Genomic DNA, 21475 nt, shown 5'->3' on the forward strand with positions numbered 1-21475 from the left:
CTGTCATTACTCGCGGTGATAAGGGTGGTTGGTAGTGATGCTCCATGCGCGATACAAACTTTCTGCCACGAGAACCCGCACAAGCGGGTGGGGCAACGTCAGCGCCGAGAGTGACCAACTTTGTTCTGCTGCCGCTTTGCAGGCGGGAGATAACCCCTCTGGTCCGCCAATCAACAGACTGACATCACGACCATCCTGCTTCCAGCGCTCCAGTTCGTGCGCCAGCTGCGGCGTATCCCAGGGTTTTCCCGGGATATCGAGGGTCACGATGCGGTTTTTGCCTGCGGCAGCCAGCATCAGCTCTCCCTCTTTATCGAGAATACGTTTGATATCTGCGTTCTTGCCGCGCTTTCCTGCTGGGATCTCCACCAGTTCGAACGGCATATCTTTTGGGAAACGACGCAGATACTCAGTAAAACCGGTTTGTACCCAGTCCGGCATTTTGGTGCCGACGGCGACCAGTTGCAACTTCACGCATTAACCCCAGAGTTTTTCCAGCTCATACAGGCGACGGCTCTCTTCCTGCATGACGTGGACAATCACATCGCCGAGATCGACAACCACCCAGTCAGCGGTCGCTTCACCTTCAACGCCCAGCGGAAGCAGCCCTGCCGCGCGCGATTCCTGAACAACATGGTCAGCAATCGAAACAACGTGACGAGTTGAGGTCCCGGTGCAGATGATCATGCAGTCGGTGATGCTGGATTTACCCTTAACGTCGATAGCGATGATGTCCTGACCTTTCAGGTCATCAATTTTGTCGATAACAAAATCCTGGAGTGCTTTACCCTGCAAGTTTTCCCCCTGGGTGAATGAGATTGTACAACTATGAATTCGTGGCCAGTCAGTATACCTGAACTGACGCCAGTCGCGGGACAAATGTCACCGCCCGGCTTTTGAAGGCGGGTATCATCCCACCCTCCGCCTGAGATTGCATCGCCATTTTTGTAAAACAATTTCTGTAAAGCAGCGATCGGCGGGAAAGTCTGGCAGCGGAGGATATCAGTATGGCTTAGCCTGTCAAGGCAGGATAAACATTAACAGACAATTTCGCCGGTGATGATCAGGCATCTGTACTTTTCTGATACAAACCGTGTGCGTGGATATAGGCCAGCACGGGCGAGGGCAGGAGATCGTCACAGTCTAAACCTTGCTGGAGACGCTCGCGGATGAGGGTCGCGGAAATATCAAACCACGGCGTTTCAGCGAGGTAAATTTTCCCGGCGGGTAGACTGTGCAGGTCTTCTATATTGTCCGTCAGATGCGCGTCAAGCCACTGCTGATGCTGCGCGTCGCGCATGGTCAACGGGTAGCCCGGACGGCGGCAGACCAGCAGATGACTGTTTTCCAGAATGGTTTCGTACTGGTACCAGCTGGGAAAGTTGAGCAAGGAATCCTGGCCGATGATAAACGCCAGCGGTTGCATGGGCCCCTGCTCAGCGCGCCACTCCCGCAGCGTTTGCGATGTCCAGGAAGGGGTATCCCTGCGCAATTCGCGCTCATCCAGCGTGAAGAGAGGCTTATCTGCGATAGCCAGCGCGAGCATCGCTTTGCGCTGCTCGCTGGTTGCTTCTGGCTGAGGACGATGCGGAGGAACATTGTTGGGCATGATGATTACCCGCTGCAACCCAATCAAATTCGCGAGGATTTCTACCGGCTTAAGATGCCCATAGTGTACCGGGTCGAAGGTCCCGCCATACATTGCCTGTAAAGAATGCATATCACCCATCGATAAATACGTCTGCCAGCGCCTTATGGCAGAGCAGCAAAGAGAGGCTCTCCAGCTCCGCCCAGACAGACTGGCCGTAGTCCTGTTTTAACGTCAGTTCGGCGCGCATCAGAAGTTGCACTGCCTGACGCAACTGCTCCTGGCTCAGGCGGTTTATCGCCTCCGAGGTCATCGCCCGACGGTTCTGCCAGACGCGATGTTTATCGAATAAGGCGCGCAGGGGCGTATGTGCCGACTGACGTTTAAGGTTGTTCAGCAGCAGTAATTCGCGCTGGAGCGTGCGGAGCAGAATGACCGGCTCACTCCCTTCCAGGCGCAGCTGTTGCAGTATGTGCAGGGCTCGCTTACTTTTCGCCGACAGCAGCGCATCAACCCAGTGGAAGGGAGTAAAGTGCGCGGCATCATTCACCGCCTGTTCCACGCGCGGTAGCGTCAGCTTGCCATCGGGCCACAGCAGGGCGAGCCTGTCCAGCGCCTGCGCCAGTGCCAGAAGGTTGCCTTCATAGCAATAGCAAAGGAGCTGGCTGGCGGCATCATCCAGTTGCAGATTGTGCAGCTTTGCGCGCGCGGCAACCCATTTTGGCAGATGCGCCTGTTCTGGCGTCTGGCAGGTGACCAGTACCACATTGGTGGCAAGCTGGGTAAACCAGGCCGCGTTTTCCTGCGCTTTCGTGAACTTGTTACCGCGTACGATAAGCAGCAGATCGCCGTGTAATAAACTCACCAGCATGGTCAGCTGTTCATTGATGGCCGCGTTAGGACCATTCTCTGGCAGCACGATCTGGATTGTCTGACGAGAGGCAAACAGGCTCATGGCCTGACAAAGCGAGAAGATAGCGTTCCAGTCGGTACTGTTATCGATCTGGAACGTATGATGCTCATCGAAACCCTGCGCGGCTGCCGCATGGCGAACCGCATCAAGGCTTTCCTGAAGTAACAGGGGGTCATTGCCGAGTAGCAGATAGGCCGCGCGCAGCCCTTCGTTGAGCTGCGCGCGGAGTTGTTCAGGATACAACCTGATCATCAGTTACCCAGCGACGTTGGCATATCCGGCGTGCTGGCATCCGGTGTTTCGATAACGTCAGCGCCTTTTTTCGTCGACGCGGCAATGGCAGGCAGTCTGCGGATCAGTTGCTCCGCGGCCTTATCATACATTTCCTTGATGATAATCTGCTGTTCGGCGTCTTTTGCCAGGGCCGTCTGCGGGTTATCGAAGAACGAGCGGTAGACTTTGGTATTGATAGGGTAAATATCTTTACCTGGCATTAAAACGGCCGCATCAACGGTAAGCACCATTTGATATTCCGCGGTTCGTCCATCCTGGAAGATCGATGCCGTGTCTTGTGACAGCGTTGATTTCAGGACGCGGAGCGAAGGAACATCCTGACGCAGGGTTCCCTTCTCGATCAGCTCAACATCGTTCAAACGCAGCTGGTTACGAATGGCCCGGCTCAGCGGTCCATTCGGATCGGATGAGTCGAAGATCATTGTTTTCATCTGAGCAGGCACTGCCGTGGTATTGCGCAGGTGCCAGCCGCAGCCAGCGGTGACCAGCACCGCCAGAGATAAGAGTATTGTTGCCAGGTGTCGCACGTTTCCTCCCGCGCTTAGCCAACGACCAGATTCAGCAGTTTACCGGGTACGTAGATCACTTTACGTACGGTAACGCCCTCAAGGTATTTCGCGACCAGATGCTCCTGGCCTGCGCGCTCGCGAACCTGTTCTTCGGTTGCGTCGACCGCGACGGTAATTTTACCGCGCACTTTACCGTTAACCTGCACCACAACCAGCGTGGTGTTTTCCACCATAGCGGATTCATCCGCCACTGGCCACGGCGCGTTATCGATATCGCCTTCGCCTTTCAGCTCCTGCCACAGGGTGAAGCTAACGTGCGGCGTGAACGGGTTCAGCATGCGAACGACCGCCAGCAGCGCTTCGCGCATTAACGCGCGATCCTGCTCGCCGTCCTGCGGGGCTTTTGCCAGCTTGTTCATCAGTTCCATAATAGCCGCAATTGCGGTATTGAAGGTCTGACGACGACCAATATCATCGGTGACTTTCGCAATGGTTTTATGAACATCACGACGCAGCGCCTGCTGATCTTCGCTCAGTGCAGCCACGTTCAGCGCTGGCGCATCACCTTGTGAGGTGTGCTCGTAAACCAGTTTCCAGACGCGTTTCAGGAAGCGGTTTGCCCCTTCAACGCCGGATTCCTGCCATTCCAGCGTCATATCTGCCGGGGAGGCGAACATCATGAACAGACGCACGGTGTCAGCGCCGTAACGCTCAACCATCACCTGCGGGTCGATACCGTTATTTTTAGACTTGGACATCTTGCTCATGCCGGTATAAACCAGTTCATGACCTTCGGCGTCTTTCGCCTTCACGATACGGCCTTTCTCGTCGCGCTCCACAATCGCATCAACCGGAGAAACCCAGTTACGTTCACCGTTCGCGCCAACGTAGTAGAACGCATCTGCCAGCACCATACCCTGACACAGCAGCTGTTTTGCCGGTTCGTCGGAGTTGACCAGGCCTGCGTCACGCATCAGTTTGTGGAAGAAGCGGAAGTAGAGCAGGTGCATGATGGCGTGTTCAATGCCACCGATATAGATGTCTACCGGCAGCCAGTAGTTTGCAGCATCGGAATCCAGCATGCCTTCTTTGTACTGCGGGCAGGTGTAGCGCGCATAGTACCAGGAGGATTCCATAAAGGTGTCAAAGGTGTCGGTTTCACGCAGCGCTGGCTGACCGTTGACGGTGGTTTTTGCCCACTCAGGATCGGCTTTGATCGGGCTGGTGATGCCGTCCATGACCACGTCTTCCGGCAGGATCACCGGCAGCTGATCTTCCGGCGTTGGCATCACGGTGCCGTCTTCCAGGGTCACCATTGGGATTGGCGCACCCCAGTAACGCTGACGGGAAACGCCCCAGTCGCGCAGACGGTAGTTGACTTTACGCTCGCCCACGCCCAGCGAGGCCAGTTTGTCGGCGATGGCGTTGAAGCCCTCTTCGAAGCTCAGGCCGCTGAACTCACCGGAGTTAAACAGGGTGCCTTTTTCAGTCAGCGCTTGCTCAGAGAGATCGGGTTCAGAGCCGTCAGCAGCAAGAATAACAGGCTTGATGGTCAGGCCGTATTTGGTGGCAAATTCGTAGTCGCGCTGATCGTGACCCGGCACGGCCATCACGGCGCCTGTGCCGTATTCCATCAGTACGAAGTTGGCGGCCCAGACAGGTATCGCTTCGCCCGTCAGCGGGTGGATCGCTTTGAAGCCGGTATCAACGCCTTTTTTCTCCATCGTCGCCATGTCGGCTTCGGCCACTTTCGTGTTGCGGCATTCGTCGATAAAGGTCGCCAGCTCCGGATTGTTTTCCGCCGCTTTTTGCGCCAGCGGGTGACCTGCGGCCACGGCCAGGTAGGTCGCGCCCATAAAGGTGTCCGGACGGGTGGTGTAGACGGTCAGGGTCTGGTCGTAGTTCTCAACGTTGAAGGTAATTTCCACACCTTCGGAACGGCCGATCCAGTTGCGCTGCATGGTCTTAACGGTATCTGGCCAGTGGTCCAGATTATCCAGATCGTTCAGCAGTTCGTCAGCGTAGGCGGTGATTTTGATAAACCACTGCGGGATCTCTTTACGCTCTACTTTGGTGTCGCAGCGCCAGCAGCAGCCGTCGATAACCTGCTCGTTCGCGAGAACGGTCTGGTCATTTGGGCACCAGTTAACGGCAGAGGTCTTCTTGTACACCAGGCCTTTTTTATACAGCTCGGTGAAGAACTTCTGCTCCCAGCGGTAGTATTCCGGGGTACAGGTTGCCAGCTCGCGGCTCCAGTCATAGCCAAAGCCCAGCATTTTCAGCTGGTTTTTCATGTACGCGATGTTGTCGTACGTCCACGGAGCCGGTGCCGTGTTGTTTTTCACCGCCGCGCCTTCAGCAGGCAGGCCGAACGCATCCCAGCCGATAGGCTGAAGTACGTTTTTGCCCAGCATACGCTGGTAGCGTGCAATCACGTCACCGATGGTGTAGTTACGCACGTGGCCCATGTGTAGTCGACCAGAAGGATAGGGAAGCATCGACAGGCAGTAATACTTCTCTTTGCTCTCGTCTTCGGTTACTTCAAAGGTGCGCTTCTCGTCCCAGTGTTGCTGGACTTTTGATTCTATCTCTTCCGGGCGGTATTGCTCTTGCATGGCAGCCAGTGGTCCTGTGTTCAATACAGCTACAAATGTAGCCAATGGATGTGGTAATTCAGATCCGCATAGCATAGCCCAAACGCCCGCGTCAAAACAGCCTTTCACGCAAATGCACTTTGCAGGAATTTACCGGGTCTGTGCTTCACCTGACAAAGCGGCGACGAAATAAGGTCTATTATTAGAGACAGTTACTTACCCGGGAGGCAAAATGATGAACAAGGTTGCTCAATTTTACCGTGAACTGGTAGCGACTCTGACGGAAAGGCTGCGTAACGGCGAGCGTGATATCGACGCGTTGGTCGAACAGGCACGCGCACGCGTGACGCAAACGGGTGAGTTATCGCGAACCGAAGTGGAAGAGGTGACGCGCGCCGTGCGCCGCGACCTGGAAGAGTTTGCGCGAAGCTATGAAGAGAGCCAGGACGAAATCGCCGACAGTGTTTTTATGCGGGTAATTAAAGAGAGCCTGTGGCAGGAGCTGGCGGATATTACCGATAAAACCCAACTGGAGTGGCGCGAGGTATTCCAGGATTTAAACCACCACGGTGTCTATCACAGCGGCGAAGTGGTGGGGCTGGGGAACCTGGTGTGTGAGAAGTGCCACCACCATATCGCCGTTTATACGCCGGAGGTGCTGTCGCTGTGTCCGAAATGCGGGCACGACCAGTTCCAGCGTCGGCCGTTTGAGCCGTAGGTAAAAGCAAAACGGCAACGTCGTTGCCGTTTTTAGTGTCTGCTCCCTCTCCCTGTGGGAGAGGGCCGGGGTGAGGGCATCAGGCCGCACAAGGTAAAAGCAAAACAGAAAGCAACTCCAGCAGTCCTTTTCTTTTATGCTATGACTCTTTCATTCCACAAATCTTTGAACATTATATTTCCATCAGTATATTTCCATTCTATAGATTCATATCGAATTTCAACTTCTTCCATATGTTTACTTGCAATACCTATTGGGAATAGAACAGGAGAAATTTGTGTTATCTTTACGTTTTCCAGTATTATATTAAAATATTCCATCTCGATTCCAGCGTCATTAATCTTATACATTTTTATTACAGCTTCTTTCAATATTCTTCCCTGACATACAGCCCTGAATAAGTATGGTGTTAGACGGTCTATTTCTTTTTCAAATCTGATCGGCACATGAAGGCGAGTTCCCGTGAGTTTGCCGGTGTTATGATCTGTCGGGATCCATACGGAATGGTTGAACGATTTAAGTTCAGTTGAACCCAATCGTGTTGGCATTAAACATTCACCAATCAAAGGTGAGCCGTTGTCATCGGTGAACCAAATATGCGCCGGTATAGACATTTGATTATTTTCCTTTATAAAACAATATTGGCAAAAGTATAAGTGTCACTATTAAAGCGATAATTCCGAATGCTATTTTATTATTGTCGATGAGAGCCGAAACAGAAATGGAAATTATGGCGATAAGGGAAACCATTCCAAAACCTATAATATTATTAATGCAATCATCTTTTATGCTATTAAAAAAACGGCGTATACAACTCCTCAAAAAGCTATTTATTAAAGTAAGCATTGTCACATCATTCTTTTTAGTGCTCTGACAATTTCTTCATCAGATGCCGTGTTAATATTTAAATAACCTGACTTCATGATTATGGGCTCTATTAAAAAATACATCATTTCTAAACCTTCCATGTATAATGCATTATAAAATAAAGGACAGAAATTTTTCAGATTATCTGCACTCTCAGCAGCACGTTGTACAATTCCATAAATATTTAATCCCCCTACAATCCACCCGACTCTGCTTCCTATTTTTTTCATTAATGCATTTTGTACAGCTAAATTCATCTTGTTCCCGTAGCATATATACGACGCTACAGCGTAAATTAAACCATTTTTTGAAATGTATTTAATAGAATAATTTGTTGTAAATGGTGTTAGTTTCTGAAGAATTGTTTTCTTTTCTGTCTCGTTTTTATTTTTTAGGATAGTTTCAATATATATTTTCAACATCCTGAATATAATATCTCTATGCTTGATAAGTTCATACAGAGCGCAAATAAACCTTATATCTTCAGACCCAAGTTTTTTACATACATCCTGATAGTTGTCTGTAAGACAGGATGTATAATAAAGTAACCGTGTTGTGGCGTCACCAAGACCGTTTACATAATCTACAACACCCTGTTTAACCCCCATTAATGATTTATCTAAACGAACAGCTAGCTCTTTATCAGTTCCAATGCGCTTAATGATCTCTTCGCTGTAATACATAACTGCTCCTTTGCTATGATCATTCGATCATCGAGCATGTCATTATTAAACAAAGCGATGCTTATCTCATTTTTGAAAAAAAAATCGCAAAAAATGTCTCCTATTTATTATTGAGTTGAATTGGTCGTAAGTAATAATTGTTGTTATGAATGAAAGCTTGAGGGGTTAGCTAAAATCATAAAGGATTTTTTATTTGCTTACTTTATGAACATTGATTTCAGGAGATTCTTTGCAGGAGAGAGATATGTCGTGGGCATCAGGCGACAGAACTGCCTGGAATGCCCAATTGTTTTTTTGCTTGCCGGCCTAAATATAATAAGCCAGCCTCTCCGCCAGCAAATCCACAAACGCTTTCCGATCGATATCCACCATCACTGTGGTATTCGGCTTGTTTCCCGTCAGCGAGTAATAGTCCACCACCGTCATTCCCTGGGTATATTTCCCCTGTGTTTCCACACCAACCCAACGCTCGACCGTGGTAAACATTTCCGGCTTCAGTAGCCAGGCGATGGTGCATGGGTCATGCAGCGGGGCGCCGTGGAATCCCCACTTCTCGGCTTTGTGATACACCATAAAGAAATCGAGCAGCTCTGCCACGGTTGTTGCAACCGGGTTACCCACAGTACGAAATCGTTCGATGTCCTGCGCCATAATTTGTGCGCGGTGGGTAACGTCCAGCCCCGCCATCACAATCGGCAGGCCCGACTGGAAGACGATTTCTGCGGCTTCCGGGTCAACAAAGATGTTGAACTCCGCGGCTGGCGTCCAGTTCCCCAGCCCCATTGCCCCGCCCATGATGACGATACGGGCGATATTGCTGTGCAGTTCAGGATGGCTGTTCAGCAGCAGCGCTACGTTGGTCTGTGGGCCGGTCGCCACCAGCGTCACGGGCTCTGCGCTTTCACGCAGAACTTTCGCCATGAGCTCGACGGCAGTACAGTTTTGTGGTGCGAAACCCGGCTCCGGCAGCGCCGGGCCATCCAGCCCACTTTCACCGTGAACGTTATCCGCAATGATCAGCTCGCGCATTAGCGGCTTAATGGCGCCACCTGCGACCGGAATATCGGTGCGTTTTAGCAGCGTTAACATGCGCAACACGTTTCGCAGGGTTTTATCCGGCGTCTGGTTCCCTGCAGAGGAGGTGACAGCTTTTACGTCCAGTTCAGGGGAGGCAAGAGCAAGGACGAGTGCGATCGCGTCATCATGACCCGGATCGCAGTCGAGAATAATAGGCTGTGCCATGGCGTTCTCCATTCTTAGCATTATTTGTGACAAGGTTAACGCTGCGATGTGACGCCGAATAGAAAAAGAGATCTAAAGCGTGAAGCAGTGCGCAATCCACAGATTGCGCACTAAAAAGATTAATGCAGGATTTTGGCGAGGAAGTCTTTTGCACGTTCAGATTTAGGATTTGCGAAGAACTCTTCTTTCGGTGAGTCTTCAACAATTTTCCCTTCATCCATGAAGATCACACGGTTGGCCACTTTACGGGCGAAGCCCATTTCGTGCGTCACCACCATCATGGTCATCCCTTCGTGCGCCAGTTCCACCATAACGTCCAGCACTTCGTTGATCATCTCAGGATCGAGCGCGGACGTCGGCTCATCAAACAGCATCGCCACCGGATCCATGCACAGCGCACGCGCGATTGCCACGCGCTGCTGTTGGCCACCTGAAAGCTGCGCCGGGAACTTATCCGCATGTGCAGACAGCCCGACGCGTTCCAGCAACTTCAGTCCCTTTTCACGCGCCGCTTTTTTGTCGCGCTTCAGCACTTTCACCTGCGCCAGCGTCAGGTTCTCAATGATGGAGAGGTGAGGGAACAGCTCAAAATGCTGGAACACCATCCCAACGTGGGAGCGAAGCTGGGCAAGGTTGGTTTTGCGGTCATTCACTTTGGTGCCGTTAACGACAATCTCGCCCTGCTGGACAGGTTCCAGCCCATTAACGGTTTTGATAAGCGTCGACTTACCGGAGCCGGACGGGCCGCATACCACCACCACATCGCCTTTTTTCACTTCTGTTGAGCAGTCGGTCAGCACCTGAAAGTGCCCATACCATTTAGAAACATTTTTCAGGGAAATCATTATACGGTCCTTTTCTTCAGCCAGCTGACCAACAGCGATGCGCTTAAACTAATCACAAAATAGACCCCGCCTGCGAAGAGGATCATCTCAACCTGCGTTCCGTCACGTTCGCCAATGGTGGAGGCGGTACGGAAGAAGTCTGCCAGGCTCAGCACGTAGACCAGGGAGGTATCCTGGAACAGGACGATGCCCTGCGTCAGCAGCAGCGGAACCATGGCGCGAAACGCCTGCGGCAGAATAATGAGCTTCATGGACTGCCAGTGCGTCATACCGAGCGCCAGCGCAGCGCTGGACTGCCCGCGCGAGATACTCTGAATACCTGCGCGGATGATCTCGGAGTAGTAGGCGGCTTCAAACATGGAGAATGCCACCATGGCAGAGATCAGGCGGATATCGGTTTTCGGCGACAGTCCCAGCACGTTCTGTAAAAAGCCGGGAACAATCAGGTAAAACCACAACAGCACCATGACCAGTGGAATGGAGCGGAACACGTTAACGTAAGCCGTAGCAAACCAGGCGAGCGGCTTAAAGCTCGACAGGCGCATCACTGCCAGCAGGGTGCCCCAGACAATACCGACGATAATGGCGATTACGGTGATCTTTAAGGTGATCGCCAGTCCATCCAGCAGATAAGGCATGGAGGGAACAATGGAACTCCAGTCAAATTCGTACATTATTTGCCCCCCAGATTGCCCGGCAGGCGTACTTTGCGTTCAACCAGGTTCATCACCAGCATGATGAAAGCGTTAATCAGAACATAGGCGAGCGTGATTGCCGTGAAGGATTCCCATGCGTGAGCGGAGTAATCCAGCAGTTTGCCCGCCTGCGCCGCCATATCTACCAGACCAATGGTTGAGGCGATGGCCGAGTTTTTTACCAGGTTCATCATCTCGGAGGTCATCGGCGGAACGATGACGCGGTAAGCGTTAGGCAGCAGTACGTAACGGTAGGCTTGTGGCAGGGTCAGGCCCATCGCCAGTGCCGCATTCTTTTGTCCGCGTGGCAGTGACTGTATGGCGGCACGCACCTGCTCGCAGACGCGCGCAGCGGTGAACAGTCCCAGACACAGCATGGAGGAGACAAAGAATTGTACGTTAGGATCCAGCTCGGCCTTGAACCACATGCCGAGATCTTCCGGCAGCAGTTCCGGGATCACCAGATACCAGGTAAAGAACTGCACGATCAGCGGAACGTTACGGAACAGTTCCACATAGAGCGTGCCAATCGAAGAGAGAAAACGGTTAGGGACGGTACGCAGAATACCGAACAGCGAACCGACAAGAAACGCGATAATCCACGCCGTTATCGATAACGCAACGGTAACCTGAAAGCCGCTCCACAGCCAGCCGAGATAGGTGGTGTTGCCGAACGGGGCTTGTTGCAGAAAGATGCCCCAGTTCCAGTCAATTGACATAGTAAACTCCAGAAAAAAGAGGGTAGCAGCGCTACCCTCGAAGATTGGTGAGAAGCTCAATTTTTGCGCTGAGTGGGGAACGACCACTCAACGTATAGTCTGTCCATGCTTCCCGACAATCGAGAGGGCAGGAGATCCCGCCCCTGTCGTTCTAGTTAGTTAAGAGCTTTGTCGTTTGGTGATTTGAACAGCGCTTTCATGTCGTCAGACAGTTCAAAGTTCATGTTCAGGTTTTTTGGTGGAATTGGGTTCTTGAACCATTTGTCGAACCATTTTGCCGCTTCGCCAGAGGTTTGCGCTTGAGCGATGGTGTCATCGATCAGCTTTTTGAAGCCTTCATCGCCTTTACGCAGCATACAGCCGTAAGCTTCTTTCGACTGCGCAGTCCCGACGATTTCCCAGTTGTCTGGTTTCTTCGCCTTGGCGCGCTCGCCTGCCAGCAGAGCGTCATCCATCATAAACGCAACGGCACGACCGCTTTCCAGGGTACGGAAGGAGTCGCCGTGATCTTTCGCGCTGATGATGCGCATGTCCATTTTCTTCTCGTCGTTCAGCTTGTGCAGCAGCACTTCGGACGTGGTACCGGAGGTCACGACAACCGCTTTGCCTTTCAGGTCAGCAAAATCTTTGATATCGCCGCCTTTCTTCGTCAGCAGGCGGGTGCCTACAACGAAGATAGTGTCCGAGAAAGCGGCCTGTTTCTGACGCTCAAGGTTGTTGGTGGTTGAGCCACATTCAAAATCAAATGTGCCGTTTTGCAGCAGAGGAATACGGTTCTGTGAAGTGATGGGGATCAGCTTCACTTGCAGGTCAGGTTTGTTCAGCTTTTTCTTCACGGCTTCAACGATGGCGTTGGAGTAATCCTGTGAATAGCCCACGACTTTTTGCGTGTTGTCGTAGTAAGAGAACGGGACAGAAGATTCACGGTGGCCGACCACGATCACGCCGTTTTTGGCAATCTTGTCGAGAGTGCTTCCTGCTGCCGGAGCGTCTTCAGCGTGAACGATGCCCGCAGACATTCCCATAACCAGCATTGCTGTGGCCAGTTTACGTAATTGCATACCCAACTCCTTTCTTATCAGCGCCAGTGACGCTTTGATACCCATTGTGATGTTGTTATATCTCGCGCAATGCGAGTGCAGTGTTATGCAAGCTTGTTAACATTTAGTCTGGCTTAATGTAAAGATTTTGCTGCGTTATTGTTTATTTTTGCGAAGCGCGCCGCACCATTCAGAGGCAATAATCTCTCGTTGCACCGTTTCGGTGCTACCGGAGATCCATGCTGGTGCGACAAGGTTGCACGTTAAGCCAGACAGCGTTTGCGTAATTAAACAAAGCAACAGGCGTGCCAGAATTGAAGTTTAGGAGGAAATTGTCGGGTGGCGGCTGCGCCGGAGAGTAGGCCGGGTAAGGCGTAGCCGCCACCCGGCAACAGAAGGCCAGGTTATCTACGACGCTGACGCAGGCTCATCACTACGGCGGCAAAACCGAACAGCATGGTCAGGATCCACAGCGGCCAGTTCCCGGTGCGCGCATAAGGCGTCAGGCCCGTAGCTGGCGTCACTTTCGTGGTCAGCACCTCACGGGTGAACTGCGGGATCATGGCCTGGATTTCACCCTGCGGGCCAATCACGGCGGTGATGCCGTTATTGGTGCTGCGCAACAGCGGACGTGCCAGCTCCAGAGAACGCATTCGTGCCATCTGGAAGTGCTGCCACGGGCCGATCGATTTACCGAACCACGCATCGTTTGAGATGGTCAGCAGATAGTCGGTGTCCGGGCGGAAGTTATCGCGCACCTGCTCGCCGAGGATAATCTCGTAGCAAATAGCGGCCGTCAGGGCAAAACCGTGCGCATGCAGCTGCGGCTGAACGTAAGGGCCCCGGCTGAATGAGGACATCGGCAGGTCAAAGAACGGTGCCAGTGGGCGCAGAATAGACTCCAGCGGAACAAATTCGCCAAACGGTACAAGGTGATTTTTGTTGTAACGATTGGTGGAGGTATAGCTGTATTCGCTGTCCTTACCGAGCGTAATGATCGTGTTGTACGTGTCATAGCGGTTCTGCTGATTGAGACGCGCATCCACAATTCCGGTAATCAGCGTACTGCCGCGCGCGCGCAGCAGATCGTCCATCATCTTCAGGAAGGGCTGCTGATTGATCTCCAGATCCGGGATCGCAGACTCAGGCCAGATGATGAGCTGCGATTTACCCATCACCTTTTCGGTGGCGTTGGCGTAGATTTTCAGCGTGTTCAGCAGCTGATTCTCATCCCATTTCAATGACTGCGGGATATCGCCCTGTATCAACGATACCTGCGTGGCGCGCGCGGGCTCCAGCGTGAACCACTGGATATAACGCAGTGGGAAAGGCAGGGCAAACAGGATTAACGCGGCAACCAGCGGCTTCCAGTTACGTGTCACCAGAGCCAGCACCAGCAGGCCGCTGACCGCCATGAGCAGGAAGTTAATCGCCTCTACGCCCATGACGGGAGCCAGACCTTTCAGCGGGCCGTCCACCTGGCTATAGCCGAACTGCAACCACGGGAAGCCGGTCAGTACCCAGCCGCGCAGAAATTCGGTGATTTGCCAGACAACGGGAGCCGCTATCGCGACGCGCAGCCAGGTCGTTTTAGGCCACAGACGAGATAGAATACCGGCGAACAGGCCAGTGTAGAGCGAAAGATAGGCGGCGAGCAGCACAACCAGGAAGACGTTAACCGGCCCCGGCATTCCGCCAAATTGCGCGATACTGACGTAGACCCAGTTGATGCCAGAGCCAAACAGCCCCAGCCCCCAGAAGTAGCCTATGGCTGCGGCCTGTACCGGACGACGATTCAGGGTAAGACCCTGTAGCCCCATCAGGGAGAGAATAGCGGCTGGCCAGATATCGTAAGGAGAAAAAGCCAGCGTACCGCTGGCTCCGAGTAACAGCGCCAGCAGCAAACGGACGCGCTGGCGTTCAAAGAGTGGGGCAAATGCCATTTACATTAATCTTCCAGTTTTGGCACCGGTGAGTCGTCCGGCATTCTGACATGAACCTGAATAATACGTCGGCTGTCAGCCATTGCGACCTTGAACTGGTAACCATCGATGTCAACGGTTTCACCGCGGGCCGGAAGATGGCCGAAGGCCTGCATCACCAGACCACCAATGGTGTCCACTTCTTCATCGCTGAAGCTGGTGCCAAAGGTGTCATTGAAGTCTTCAATGGAGGCCAGCGCGCGCACGGTCCAGGTGTGGCGGCTCAGCTGACGGAAGTCGATATCCTCTTCTTCGTCATACTCATCTTCGATTTCGCCCACGATCAGCTCAAGGATGTCTTCGATTGTGACCAGACCGGAAACGCCACCAAATTCATCAATAACAATCGCCATGTGATAGCGCTGGGAGCGAAACTCCTTCAGCATCCGATCCACACGCTTACTTTCCGGCACAACCACGGCCGGGCGTAACACTTTTTCCATACTGAAGGCTTCGGCATCGCTGCGCATAAACGGCAGCAGATCTTTCGCCATCAAAATCCCTTCGATGTGATCTTTGTCTTCGCTGATGACCGGGAAACGTGAGTGAGCCGATTCGATAATCACATCGAGGCACTCGTCCAGCGTCTGGTTGCGTTTCAGGGTAATCATCTGCGAGCGGGGGATCATGATGTCGCGGACGCGCTGGTCGGCGATGTCCATCACCCCTTCGAGCATTTCGCGCGTATCTTCGTCGATAAGGTCGTTCTGCCCGGAATCACGAATCAGCTCCAGCAGTTCGTCACGGTTTTTCGGTTCGCCGTGGAAAAGCTGGTTCAGGATGAGGGAGAAAAATCCCTTTTTAGTGGTTGTCGTGTCGCTACTGTGTGAATTGTCGTCGCTCATGGCGTTTGTAAAGGGTTCTCTTGTTAGTTCAACGTTAACCGCCGCGCTATGTCCCTGCGCGGCGGCATAGTAGTCAGTGACTGACTATTCTTTCTCGGCAATGTACGGATCCTCATAGCCCAGAGCAAGCATTATCTCTGTCTCGAGGGATTCCATCTCTTCCGCTTCGTCATCTTCAATATGGTCGTAACCCAGAAGATGCAGGCTACCGTGCACCACCATGTGTGCCCAGTGCGCTTCCAGCGGCTTTTGCTGCTCTTTGGCTTCCTGCTCAACCACCTGACGGCAGATGATCAGATCGCCCAGCAGCGGCATCTCAATGCCCGGAGGGGCTTCGAATGGGAAAGAGAGCACATTGGTCGGCTTATCTTTCCCGCGATAGGTCAGGTTGAGCTCATGGCTTTCTGCTTCATCCACCAGGCGAATCGTGACCTCTGATTCTTCCTGAAACTGGGGGATAACGGCATCCAGCCATTTCTGAAACTGTGCCTCTTCTGGCATGCCGGAATTATCTTCACAGGCCAGCTGTAAATCGAGGATCACCTGACTCATTTCTGTTCATGCTCCTGCGCTTCGCGCTTACGTTCTGCGGCCAGCTCGGCCCTGCGCTTCTGATCTGCCTCTTCCCAGGCCTCATAAGCGTTAACGATACGCGCGACCACCGGGTGGCGTACCACGTCTTCGCTGTGGAAGAAGTTGAAGCTGATTTCGTCTACCTCGGCCAGCACTTCGATGGCGTGACGCAGACCCGATTTGGTGTTACGCGGCAGGTCAATCTGGGTGACGTCACCGGTAATAACCGCTTTCGAGTTAAAGCCAATACGCGTCAGGAACATCTTCATTTGTTCGATGGTGGTGTTCTGGCTCTCATCCAGAATGATGAACGCGTCGTTAAGTGTACGCCCACGCATGTAGGCCAGCGGGGCCACTTCAATCACGTTACGCTCGATGAGCTTTTCAACTTTCTCGAAGCCGAGCATTTCGAACAGCGCGTCGTACAGCGGGCGCAGGTAGGGGTCCACTTTCTGACTTAAATCGCCCGGCAGGAAGCCGAGTTTCTCACCGGCTTCTACAGCAGGGCGGGTCAGCAGGATACGGCGGATCTCCTGACGCTCAAGCGCATCGACAGCAGCAGCAACGGCCAGATAGGTTTTACCCGTACCCGCCGGACCCACGCCAAAGGTGATGTCATGGTCGAGAATGTTGGCGATGTACTGTGCCTGGTTCGGGGTACGAGGCTTAATCACGCCGCGTTTGGTTTTAATGTTGATGGCTTTGCCATAGTCCGGCACGCTTTCCGCGCTCTGCTCAAGCACGCGCGCCTCTTTGATGGCCAGGTGGATCTGTTCAGGTTCAATATCCTGGATCTCACCGCGCATCGGGGCGGTATCAACATACAGGCTGCGGAGAATATCTGCCGCGGCGTTGACGCAGATTGGGCGTCCGGTGAGTTTGAAATGGTTATCGCGACGATTGATTTCGATACCCAGACGTCGCTCCAGTTGTTTGATGTTGTCATCAAACGGCCCGCACAGGCTCAGCAGGCGAGCGTTGTCTGCGGGCTCAAGGCTAATTTCACGCGTATCTATGTTCAAACTGTTCCTCTTTATTTGGTTAACTGACCTGTGGCCACACGGCGTAATAAAACGGTCATTACCGAAATTATTCACGCCATAGAATAAAGGCGCAAGCGTTGCGGTAGATATTGGGGGTGATGAGAGGAAATACAAGGCCTGCCGGACAGGCAGGCCAGAGGGATCAGGGCTGGTAAATACCTACGCCAGAATCGTTGACTTTACGGGTGCGAGAGATAACGGATTCCGGAGTCTGTGCAATACGCAGACCCATTTCGTCCTCAGTGCGTACCACCTTCCCGCGCAGCGAGTTCGTGAGCACTTCGACAATCTCGACGTCCACAAACTTACCAATCATGTCCGGGGTGCCTTCAAAATTCACCACGCGGTTATTTTCGGTTCGACCAGACAGTTCCATGATGCTCTTACGGGAAGTGCCTTCCACCAGAATACGCTGGACAGTGCCGAGCATACGACGGCTCCAGGCGTTGGCCTGCTGGTTGATACGCTCCTGCAAAATATAGAGACGCTGCTTTTTCTCTTCTTCCGGCACATCGTCAACCATATCGGCCGCTGGGGTGCCCGGGCGTGCTGAGAAGATGAAGCTGTAGCTGACGTCGAAATTCACCTCGCCGATGAGCTTCATGGTGCGCTCGAAGTCATCAGCGGTTTCGCCAGGGAAGCCGACGATAAAGTCGGAGCTAATCTGGATATCCGGGCGTGCTTCACGCAGCTTGCGGATGGTGGACTTATACTCCAGCACCGTATGTGGACGACCCATCAGGTTCAGCACGCGGTCAGAGCCGCACTGGATCGGCAGGTGCAGGAAGCTCACCAGCTCTGGCGTATCGCGATAGACGTCAATAATGTCGTCGGTAAATTCCATCGGATGGCTGGTGGTAAAGCGAATGCGGTCAATGCCGTCAATCGCCGCCACCAGACGCAGCAGTTCAGCAAAGCTGCCAGTGGTGCCGTCGTAGTTTTCCCCGCGCCAGGCGTTCACGTTCTGGCCCAGCAGGTTCACTTCGCGAACGCCCTGCGCGGCAAGCTGCGCGATTTCAAACAGGATATCGTCTGCCGGGCGGCTCACTTCTTCACCGCGGGTGTAAGGTACCACGCAGTAAGTACAGTATTTGTTGCAGCCTTCCATGATGGAGACGAAGGCGGTCGGGCCATCAGCGCGCGGCTCTGGCAGACGGTCAAATTTCTCGATCTCCGGGAAACTCACGTCAACCACTGGGCTACGGCTGCCGCGAACCTGATTAATCATCTCTGGCAGGCGGTGCAGGGTCTGAGGGCCAAAAACGATATCCACATAGGGTGCTCTCTGGCGGATCAGCTTACCTTCCTGCGATGCGACGCAGCCACCCACGCCAATGATCAGGTCCGGATTTTTCCGTTTGAGAAGCTTCCAGCGGCCTAACACATGAAAGACTTTTTCCTGTGCTTTTTCACGAATTGAACAGGTGTTCAGCAGCAGCACATCGGCTTCTTTCGCATTTTCAGTCAGCTGGTATCCGTGGGTGGTATCCAGCAGATCGGCCATCTTAGATGAATCGTATTCGTTCATCTGACAGCCCCAGGTTTTTATATGGAGTTTTTTAGTCATCGACTTGCTCAGCTCAGGATTGCAAGCCGCGTATTGTAATGCTTTGGTGCGGTTGTGACCAGTATGAAGGTTGTCAACCTCAGGGCCGCAAAAATCCGGTAAACTTAAGGTATTCTCCAATAAGGAATAGTGACCATGACACTCCTGAACACCGAAGTTGCCGTTGTTGGCGGCGGTATGGTCGGCGGCGCACTGGCGCTGGGGCTGGCGCAGCAGGGATTTGACGTAACCGTTATTGAACAGGCGGCTCCGCCGGTATTCGATCCTTCCAGCCAACCGGACGTGCGTATTTCCGCCATCAGCGCGTCCTCTGTTGATCTGCTTCGCGGGCTGGGCGTCTGGGAGGCGGTGCTGGCGATGCGTGCGCACCCTTACAGCCGTCTTGAAACCTGGGAGTGGGAAAATGCTCACGTCTCGTTTGACGCCGCCGAGCTGAAACTGCCGCGTCTGGGCTATATGGTGGAAAACAACGTGCTCCAGCAGGCGCTCTGGCAGGCGCTGGAGGCGCACCCGAAGGTGACGCTGCGTGTTCCGGACTCGCTGAAAGCCCTGCATCGTCATGAAGGTGGATATCTCCTGACGCTGGATAACGACGATGAGCTGGCCGTGAAGCTGTTGGTGGGGGCGGATGGCGCGAACTCGCAGGTCAGGCAGATGGCAGGCATTGGGATCCATGCCTGGCAGTATCAGCAATCCTGCATGCTGATCACCGTGCAGTCAGAAAACGCGCCGGGCGAAAGCACTTGGCAGCATTTTACGCCGAACGGCCCGCATGCATTCTTACCGTTGTTTGATAACTGGGCTTCGCTGGTGTGGTACGACAAGCCGGCGCGCATTCGACAGTTGCAGGGGCTGTCCATGGATCAGTTGCAGCGCGAAATCCGCCAGCACTTCCCGCGCCGTCTGGGTAACGTGACCCCGGTTGCCGCTGGCGCATTCCCGTTGATGCGACGCCATGCGTTGCAGTATGCCCGTGAAGGGCTGGCCCTGGTGGGAGACGCGGCGCACACCATTCATCCGCTGGCGGGGCAGGGGGTTAACCTGGGATACCGTGACGTCGATGCGTTACTGGATGTGCTGGGTAACGCTCGCGCCCACGCGGAAGCCTGGGCCAGCCATGAGGTACTGAAGCGCTACCAGACGCGCCGTATGGCGGATAACTTCATTATGCAGTCGGGGATGGATCTGTTCTATGCCGGGTTCAGCAATGACGTGGGTCCGGTGCGGATATTGCGCAATATTGGATTGATGGCAGCGGAACGTGCCGGTGGTCTGAAGCGTCAGGCACTGAAATACGCCCTCGGACTCTAATCTTTATTCCCTCTCCCCGTGGGCTGAGGGTACCCCACAAATTAATGCGAGCACTGAGCAATCCCCTCGCCCCTCCGGGGAGAGGGTTAGGGTGAGGGGAACATACGGCGGTGGTGGTCATTCCGTTCACTTTATGTTCCTTGCTACTCTGTAACGACATGACCGGTGAACGTGCCAGGGTGGCTCAGTCGCCACCACCCTGGCGACCCGGGCTCCCGGCGGAAAATCGCCGCTTCGCGGTGCCCTCGGCTTATTCCTTCCGGCTTATCGGGTACGGGCGGAGGCAACGTCCCTGTAAAGCCGCCCTCTCGGCGCATCCCTGCGCCTCGCCCCGGCCGGAAGGCAAACGCCTCAGCGATTTACAGCCGGACCAGGGCATCGCTGACAGCCCTCAGTCATTTAGAAAGCAACTTTATTGCTTCTGCATAAAAAAATTACTGGGGATCCCTCAGCCCCGTGGGAGAGGGTTAGGGTGAGGGCATCAGGCCGCACTATTCTGAGCAACAAAAACAAAAAAGCCCGCAGAGCGGGCTTGTTTGTTTTAAGTGGCTGGGGTGCAGGGATTCGAACCCCGGAATGCTGGTATCAGAAACCAGAGCCTTACCGCTTGGCGACACCCCAATTGCGTTAAACAAACTGCTTAACGACTTTAAAGTGGCTGGGGTACGAGGATTCGAACCTCGGAATGCCGGAATCAGAATCCGGTGCCTTACCGCTTGGCGATACCCCAACAATGTTCAGTTTACCGAATCGTATTCGACAACATAAATATGGTGGCTACGACGGGATTCGAACCTGTGACCCCATCATTATGAGTGATGTGCTCTAACCAACTGAGCTACGTAGCCAGTACTGCAATCTTCGATGGCTGGGGTACCTGGATTCGAACCAGGGAATGCCGGTATCAAAAACCGGTGCCTTACCGCTTGGCGATACCCCAATACCGCGGAGAACCGCATGATCGAAGAAATATGGCTGGGGTACCTGGATTCGAACCAGGGAATGCCGGTATCAAAAACCGGTGCCTTACCGCTTGGCGATACCCCATCCGTGCAACGCTTACCTGGGAATGGTGCGGGAGGCGAGACTTGAACTCGCACACCTTGCGGCGCCAGAACCTAAATCTGGTGCGTCTACCAATTTCGCCACTCCCGCAAAAAAGATGGTGGCTACGACGGGATTCGAACCTGTGACCCCATCATTATGAGTGATGTGCTCTAACCAACTGAGCTACGTAGCCATCTTTTTTTCGCGTTACCTTATCGGCGTTGCGGGGCGCATTATGCGTATAGACCCTTGCAGCGTCAACACCTTTTTCAATGAAAATAGCCGGAATGTGACTGTTTGGTTAGGTTGCGAACAGCGAGGCCGAATATTCGACAATTATTGGTTATTAATCGATTTTATGCGGGGAAAAGAGAGGCAAAAAAATCAGGCCCCGGAGGGC

20 protein-coding genes and 7 tRNA genes are annotated in these 21475 nt (G+C 53.4%); 2 read left to right on the forward strand and 25 right to left on the reverse strand.

The features are described 5' to 3' along the window. Positions 1–6 precede the first annotated feature (6 nt). From rlmH to leuS, 6 genes are all read right to left on the reverse strand, one after another. Positions 7–474 carry a 23S rRNA (pseudouridine(1915)-N(3))-methyltransferase RlmH gene (gene rlmH / locus ACQG2Q_RS06570; protein WP_003858701.1) on the reverse strand — a complete coding sequence of 156 codons (468 nt, stop codon included), beginning with the start codon at positions 472–474 and terminating at the stop codon, positions 7–9. Positions 475–477: 3 nt separating this feature from the next. Then, complete coding sequence (gene rsfS / locus ACQG2Q_RS06575) at positions 478–795, reverse strand: ribosome silencing factor (RefSeq protein WP_003858696.1); 318 nt, start codon at positions 793–795, stop codon at positions 478–480. 268 nt (positions 796–1063) lie between these two features. Then, positions 1064–1729: a nicotinate-nucleotide adenylyltransferase gene (nadD, locus tag ACQG2Q_RS06580; RefSeq protein ID WP_023299589.1), complete on the reverse strand. Its 666-nt coding sequence runs from the start codon at positions 1727–1729 to the stop codon at positions 1064–1066. Next, positions 1722–2753 carry a DNA polymerase III subunit delta gene (gene holA / locus ACQG2Q_RS06585; protein ID WP_063849593.1) on the reverse strand — a complete coding sequence of 344 codons (1032 nt, stop codon included), beginning with the start codon at positions 2751–2753 and terminating at the stop codon, positions 1722–1724. Before holA ends, nadD begins: the two co-directional genes overlap by 8 nt. Next, entirely contained in the window at positions 2753–3322 is a 570-nt protein-coding gene (lptE, locus tag ACQG2Q_RS06590; RefSeq protein ID WP_022647432.1) for an LPS assembly lipoprotein LptE, read from the reverse strand. The genes holA and lptE overlap by 1 nt, the downstream gene beginning before the upstream one ends. A 14-nt stretch (positions 3323–3336) precedes the next feature. Beyond that, entirely contained in the window at positions 3337–5919 is a 2583-nt protein-coding gene (gene leuS / locus ACQG2Q_RS06595; RefSeq protein WP_015571136.1) for a leucine--tRNA ligase, read from the reverse strand. A gap of 214 nt (positions 5920–6133) precedes the next feature. On the opposite strand from leuS, the gene ACQG2Q_RS06600 reads away from it, so the two are divergent. Continuing rightward, entirely contained in the window at positions 6134–6616 is a 483-nt protein-coding gene (locus ACQG2Q_RS06600; protein WP_032621827.1) for a zinc ribbon-containing protein, read from the forward strand. 134 nt (positions 6617–6750) lie between these two features. Here the strand turns inward: ACQG2Q_RS06600 and ACQG2Q_RS06605 are convergent, their stop codons facing one another. The 12 genes from ACQG2Q_RS06605 to miaB all read right to left on the reverse strand — a co-directional run bounded on the left by ACQG2Q_RS06605 (position 6751) and on the right by miaB (position 18717). Then, positions 6751–7230: an Hcp family type VI secretion system effector gene (locus ACQG2Q_RS06605; RefSeq protein ID WP_022647434.1), complete on the reverse strand. Its 480-nt coding sequence runs from the start codon at positions 7228–7230 to the stop codon at positions 6751–6753. A 234-nt stretch (positions 7231–7464) separates the two neighbouring features. Continuing rightward, positions 7465–8166, reverse strand: coding sequence for a hypothetical protein (locus tag ACQG2Q_RS06610; protein WP_180238020.1), 702 nt, complete (start codon positions 8164–8166; stop codon positions 7465–7467). 306 nt (positions 8167–8472) lie between these two features. Then, positions 8473–9408 carry a pyrimidine-specific ribonucleoside hydrolase RihA gene (gene rihA / locus ACQG2Q_RS06615; protein WP_046618893.1) on the reverse strand — a complete coding sequence of 312 codons (936 nt, stop codon included), beginning with the start codon at positions 9406–9408 and terminating at the stop codon, positions 8473–8475. Between the two features lie 119 nt (positions 9409–9527). Further along, positions 9528–10253, reverse strand: coding sequence for an amino acid ABC transporter ATP-binding protein (locus ACQG2Q_RS06620; protein WP_006809622.1), 726 nt, complete (start codon positions 10251–10253; stop codon positions 9528–9530). Further along, on the reverse strand, positions 10253–10927 hold the full coding sequence (gene gltK / locus ACQG2Q_RS06625) for a glutamate/aspartate ABC transporter permease GltK (protein WP_022647437.1): 675 nt from the start codon (positions 10925–10927) through the stop codon (positions 10253–10255). Before gltK ends, ACQG2Q_RS06620 begins: the two co-directional genes overlap by 1 nt. Next, a complete protein-coding gene (gene gltJ, locus ACQG2Q_RS06630; RefSeq protein WP_015571133.1) occupies positions 10927–11667 on the reverse strand; it encodes a glutamate/aspartate ABC transporter permease GltJ in 741 nt (246 codons plus the stop codon). Before gltJ ends, gltK begins: the two co-directional genes overlap by 1 nt. Before the next feature lie 155 nt (positions 11668–11822). After that, complete coding sequence (locus tag ACQG2Q_RS06635) at positions 11823–12728, reverse strand: amino acid ABC transporter substrate-binding protein (RefSeq protein ID WP_022647438.1); 906 nt, start codon at positions 12726–12728, stop codon at positions 11823–11825. A gap of 383 nt (positions 12729–13111) precedes the next feature. Further along, a complete protein-coding gene (lnt, locus tag ACQG2Q_RS06640) occupies positions 13112–14650 on the reverse strand; it encodes an apolipoprotein N-acyltransferase (protein WP_063849596.1) in 1539 nt (512 codons plus the stop codon). 5 nt (positions 14651–14655) lie between these two features. Beyond that, the gene (gene corC / locus ACQG2Q_RS06645) at positions 14656–15534 is read right to left on the reverse strand and encodes a CNNM family magnesium/cobalt transport protein CorC (protein ID WP_003858679.1); all 879 of its coding nucleotides are present in this window, start codon (positions 15532–15534) and stop codon (positions 14656–14658) included. An 84-nt stretch (positions 15535–15618) separates the two neighbouring features. Beyond that, entirely contained in the window at positions 15619–16086 is a 468-nt protein-coding gene (ybeY, locus tag ACQG2Q_RS06650; RefSeq protein ID WP_003858677.1) for an rRNA maturation RNase YbeY, read from the reverse strand. Then, a complete protein-coding gene (locus tag ACQG2Q_RS06655; protein WP_022647440.1) occupies positions 16083–17129 on the reverse strand; it encodes a PhoH family protein in 1047 nt (348 codons plus the stop codon). Before ACQG2Q_RS06655 ends, ybeY begins: the two co-directional genes overlap by 4 nt. 163 nt (positions 17130–17292) lie before the next feature. After that, positions 17293–18717 (reverse strand): tRNA (N6-isopentenyl adenosine(37)-C2)-methylthiotransferase MiaB, encoded by a 1425-nt coding sequence (gene miaB, locus ACQG2Q_RS06660; protein WP_003858672.1) that lies wholly within the window; start codon positions 18715–18717, stop codon positions 17293–17295. 135 nt (positions 18718–18852) lie between these two features. Between miaB and ubiF the strand changes: the two genes are divergently transcribed. Then, positions 18853–20028, forward strand: coding sequence for a 3-demethoxyubiquinol 3-hydroxylase (gene ubiF, locus ACQG2Q_RS06665; RefSeq protein ID WP_063849598.1), 1176 nt, complete (start codon positions 18853–18855; stop codon positions 20026–20028). Between the two features lie 546 nt (positions 20029–20574). Here ubiF and ACQG2Q_RS06670 read toward each other — a convergent pair. From ACQG2Q_RS06670 to ACQG2Q_RS06700, 7 genes are all read right to left on the reverse strand, one after another. After that, positions 20575–20649: transfer RNA gene (locus tag ACQG2Q_RS06670), tRNA-Gln, on the reverse strand. A gap of 34 nt (positions 20650–20683) precedes the next feature. Continuing rightward, positions 20684–20758, reverse strand: a tRNA-Gln gene (locus ACQG2Q_RS06675). Between the two features lie 41 nt (positions 20759–20799). Beyond that, positions 20800–20876, reverse strand: a tRNA-Met gene (locus ACQG2Q_RS06680). Between the two features lie 17 nt (positions 20877–20893). Continuing rightward, positions 20894–20968 (reverse strand) — tRNA-Gln (locus ACQG2Q_RS06685). Between the two features lie 32 nt (positions 20969–21000). Next, a tRNA-Gln gene (locus ACQG2Q_RS06690) sits at positions 21001–21075 on the reverse strand. A 23-nt stretch (positions 21076–21098) separates the two neighbouring features. Next, a tRNA-Leu gene (locus tag ACQG2Q_RS06695) sits at positions 21099–21183 on the reverse strand. A gap of 8 nt (positions 21184–21191) precedes the next feature. Next, a tRNA-Met gene (locus ACQG2Q_RS06700) sits at positions 21192–21268 on the reverse strand. Positions 21269–21475: the final 207 nt, after the last annotated feature.

It is taken from the genome of Enterobacter cloacae complex sp. 370H10, from assembly GCF_050031535.1.
Classification (GTDB): domain Bacteria; phylum Pseudomonadota; class Gammaproteobacteria; order Enterobacterales; family Enterobacteriaceae; genus Enterobacter; species Enterobacter intestinihominis.

Bases quoted from the DNA above. Each gene is read 5' to 3' on its own strand.
- nadD (WP_023299589.1), bottom strand. From the start codon at position 1,729: ATGGGTGATATGCATTCTTTACAGGCAATGTATGGCGGGACCTTCGAC.
- holA (WP_063849593.1), bottom strand. From the start codon at position 2,753: ATGATCAGGTTGTATCCTGAACAACTCCGCGCGCAGCTCAACGAAGGG.
- leuS (WP_015571136.1), bottom strand. From the start codon at position 5,919: ATGCAAGAGCAATACCGCCCGGAAGAGATAGAATCAAAAGTCCAGCAA.
- ACQG2Q_RS06600 (WP_032621827.1), top strand. From the start codon at position 6,134: ATGAACAAGGTTGCTCAATTTTACCGTGAACTGGTAGCGACTCTGACG.
- ACQG2Q_RS06605 (WP_022647434.1), bottom strand. From the start codon at position 7,230: ATGTCTATACCGGCGCATATTTGGTTCACCGATGACAACGGCTCACCT.
- ACQG2Q_RS06610 (WP_180238020.1), bottom strand. From the start codon at position 8,166: ATGTATTACAGCGAAGAGATCATTAAGCGCATTGGAACTGATAAAGAG.
- rihA (WP_046618893.1), bottom strand. From the start codon at position 9,408: ATGGCACAGCCTATTATTCTCGACTGCGATCCGGGTCATGATGACGCG.
- ACQG2Q_RS06620 (WP_006809622.1), bottom strand. From the start codon at position 10,253: ATGATTTCCCTGAAAAATGTTTCTAAATGGTATGGGCACTTTCAGGTG.
- gltK (WP_022647437.1), bottom strand. From the start codon at position 10,927: ATGTACGAATTTGACTGGAGTTCCATTGTTCCCTCCATGCCTTATCTG.
- gltJ (WP_015571133.1), bottom strand. From the start codon at position 11,667: ATGTCAATTGACTGGAACTGGGGCATCTTTCTGCAACAAGCCCCGTTC.
- ACQG2Q_RS06635 (WP_022647438.1), bottom strand. From the start codon at position 12,728: ATGCAATTACGTAAACTGGCCACAGCAATGCTGGTTATGGGAATGTCT.
- lnt (WP_063849596.1), bottom strand. From the start codon at position 14,650: ATGGCATTTGCCCCACTCTTTGAACGCCAGCGCGTCCGTTTGCTGCTG.
- corC (WP_003858679.1), bottom strand. From the start codon at position 15,534: ATGAGCGACGACAATTCACACAGTAGCGACACGACAACCACTAAAAAG.
- ybeY (WP_003858677.1), bottom strand. From the start codon at position 16,086: ATGAGTCAGGTGATCCTCGATTTACAGCTGGCCTGTGAAGATAATTCC.
- miaB (WP_003858672.1), bottom strand. From the start codon at position 18,717: ATGACTAAAAAACTCCATATAAAAACCTGGGGCTGTCAGATGAACGAA.
- ubiF (WP_063849598.1), top strand. From the start codon at position 18,853: ATGACACTCCTGAACACCGAAGTTGCCGTTGTTGGCGGCGGTATGGTC.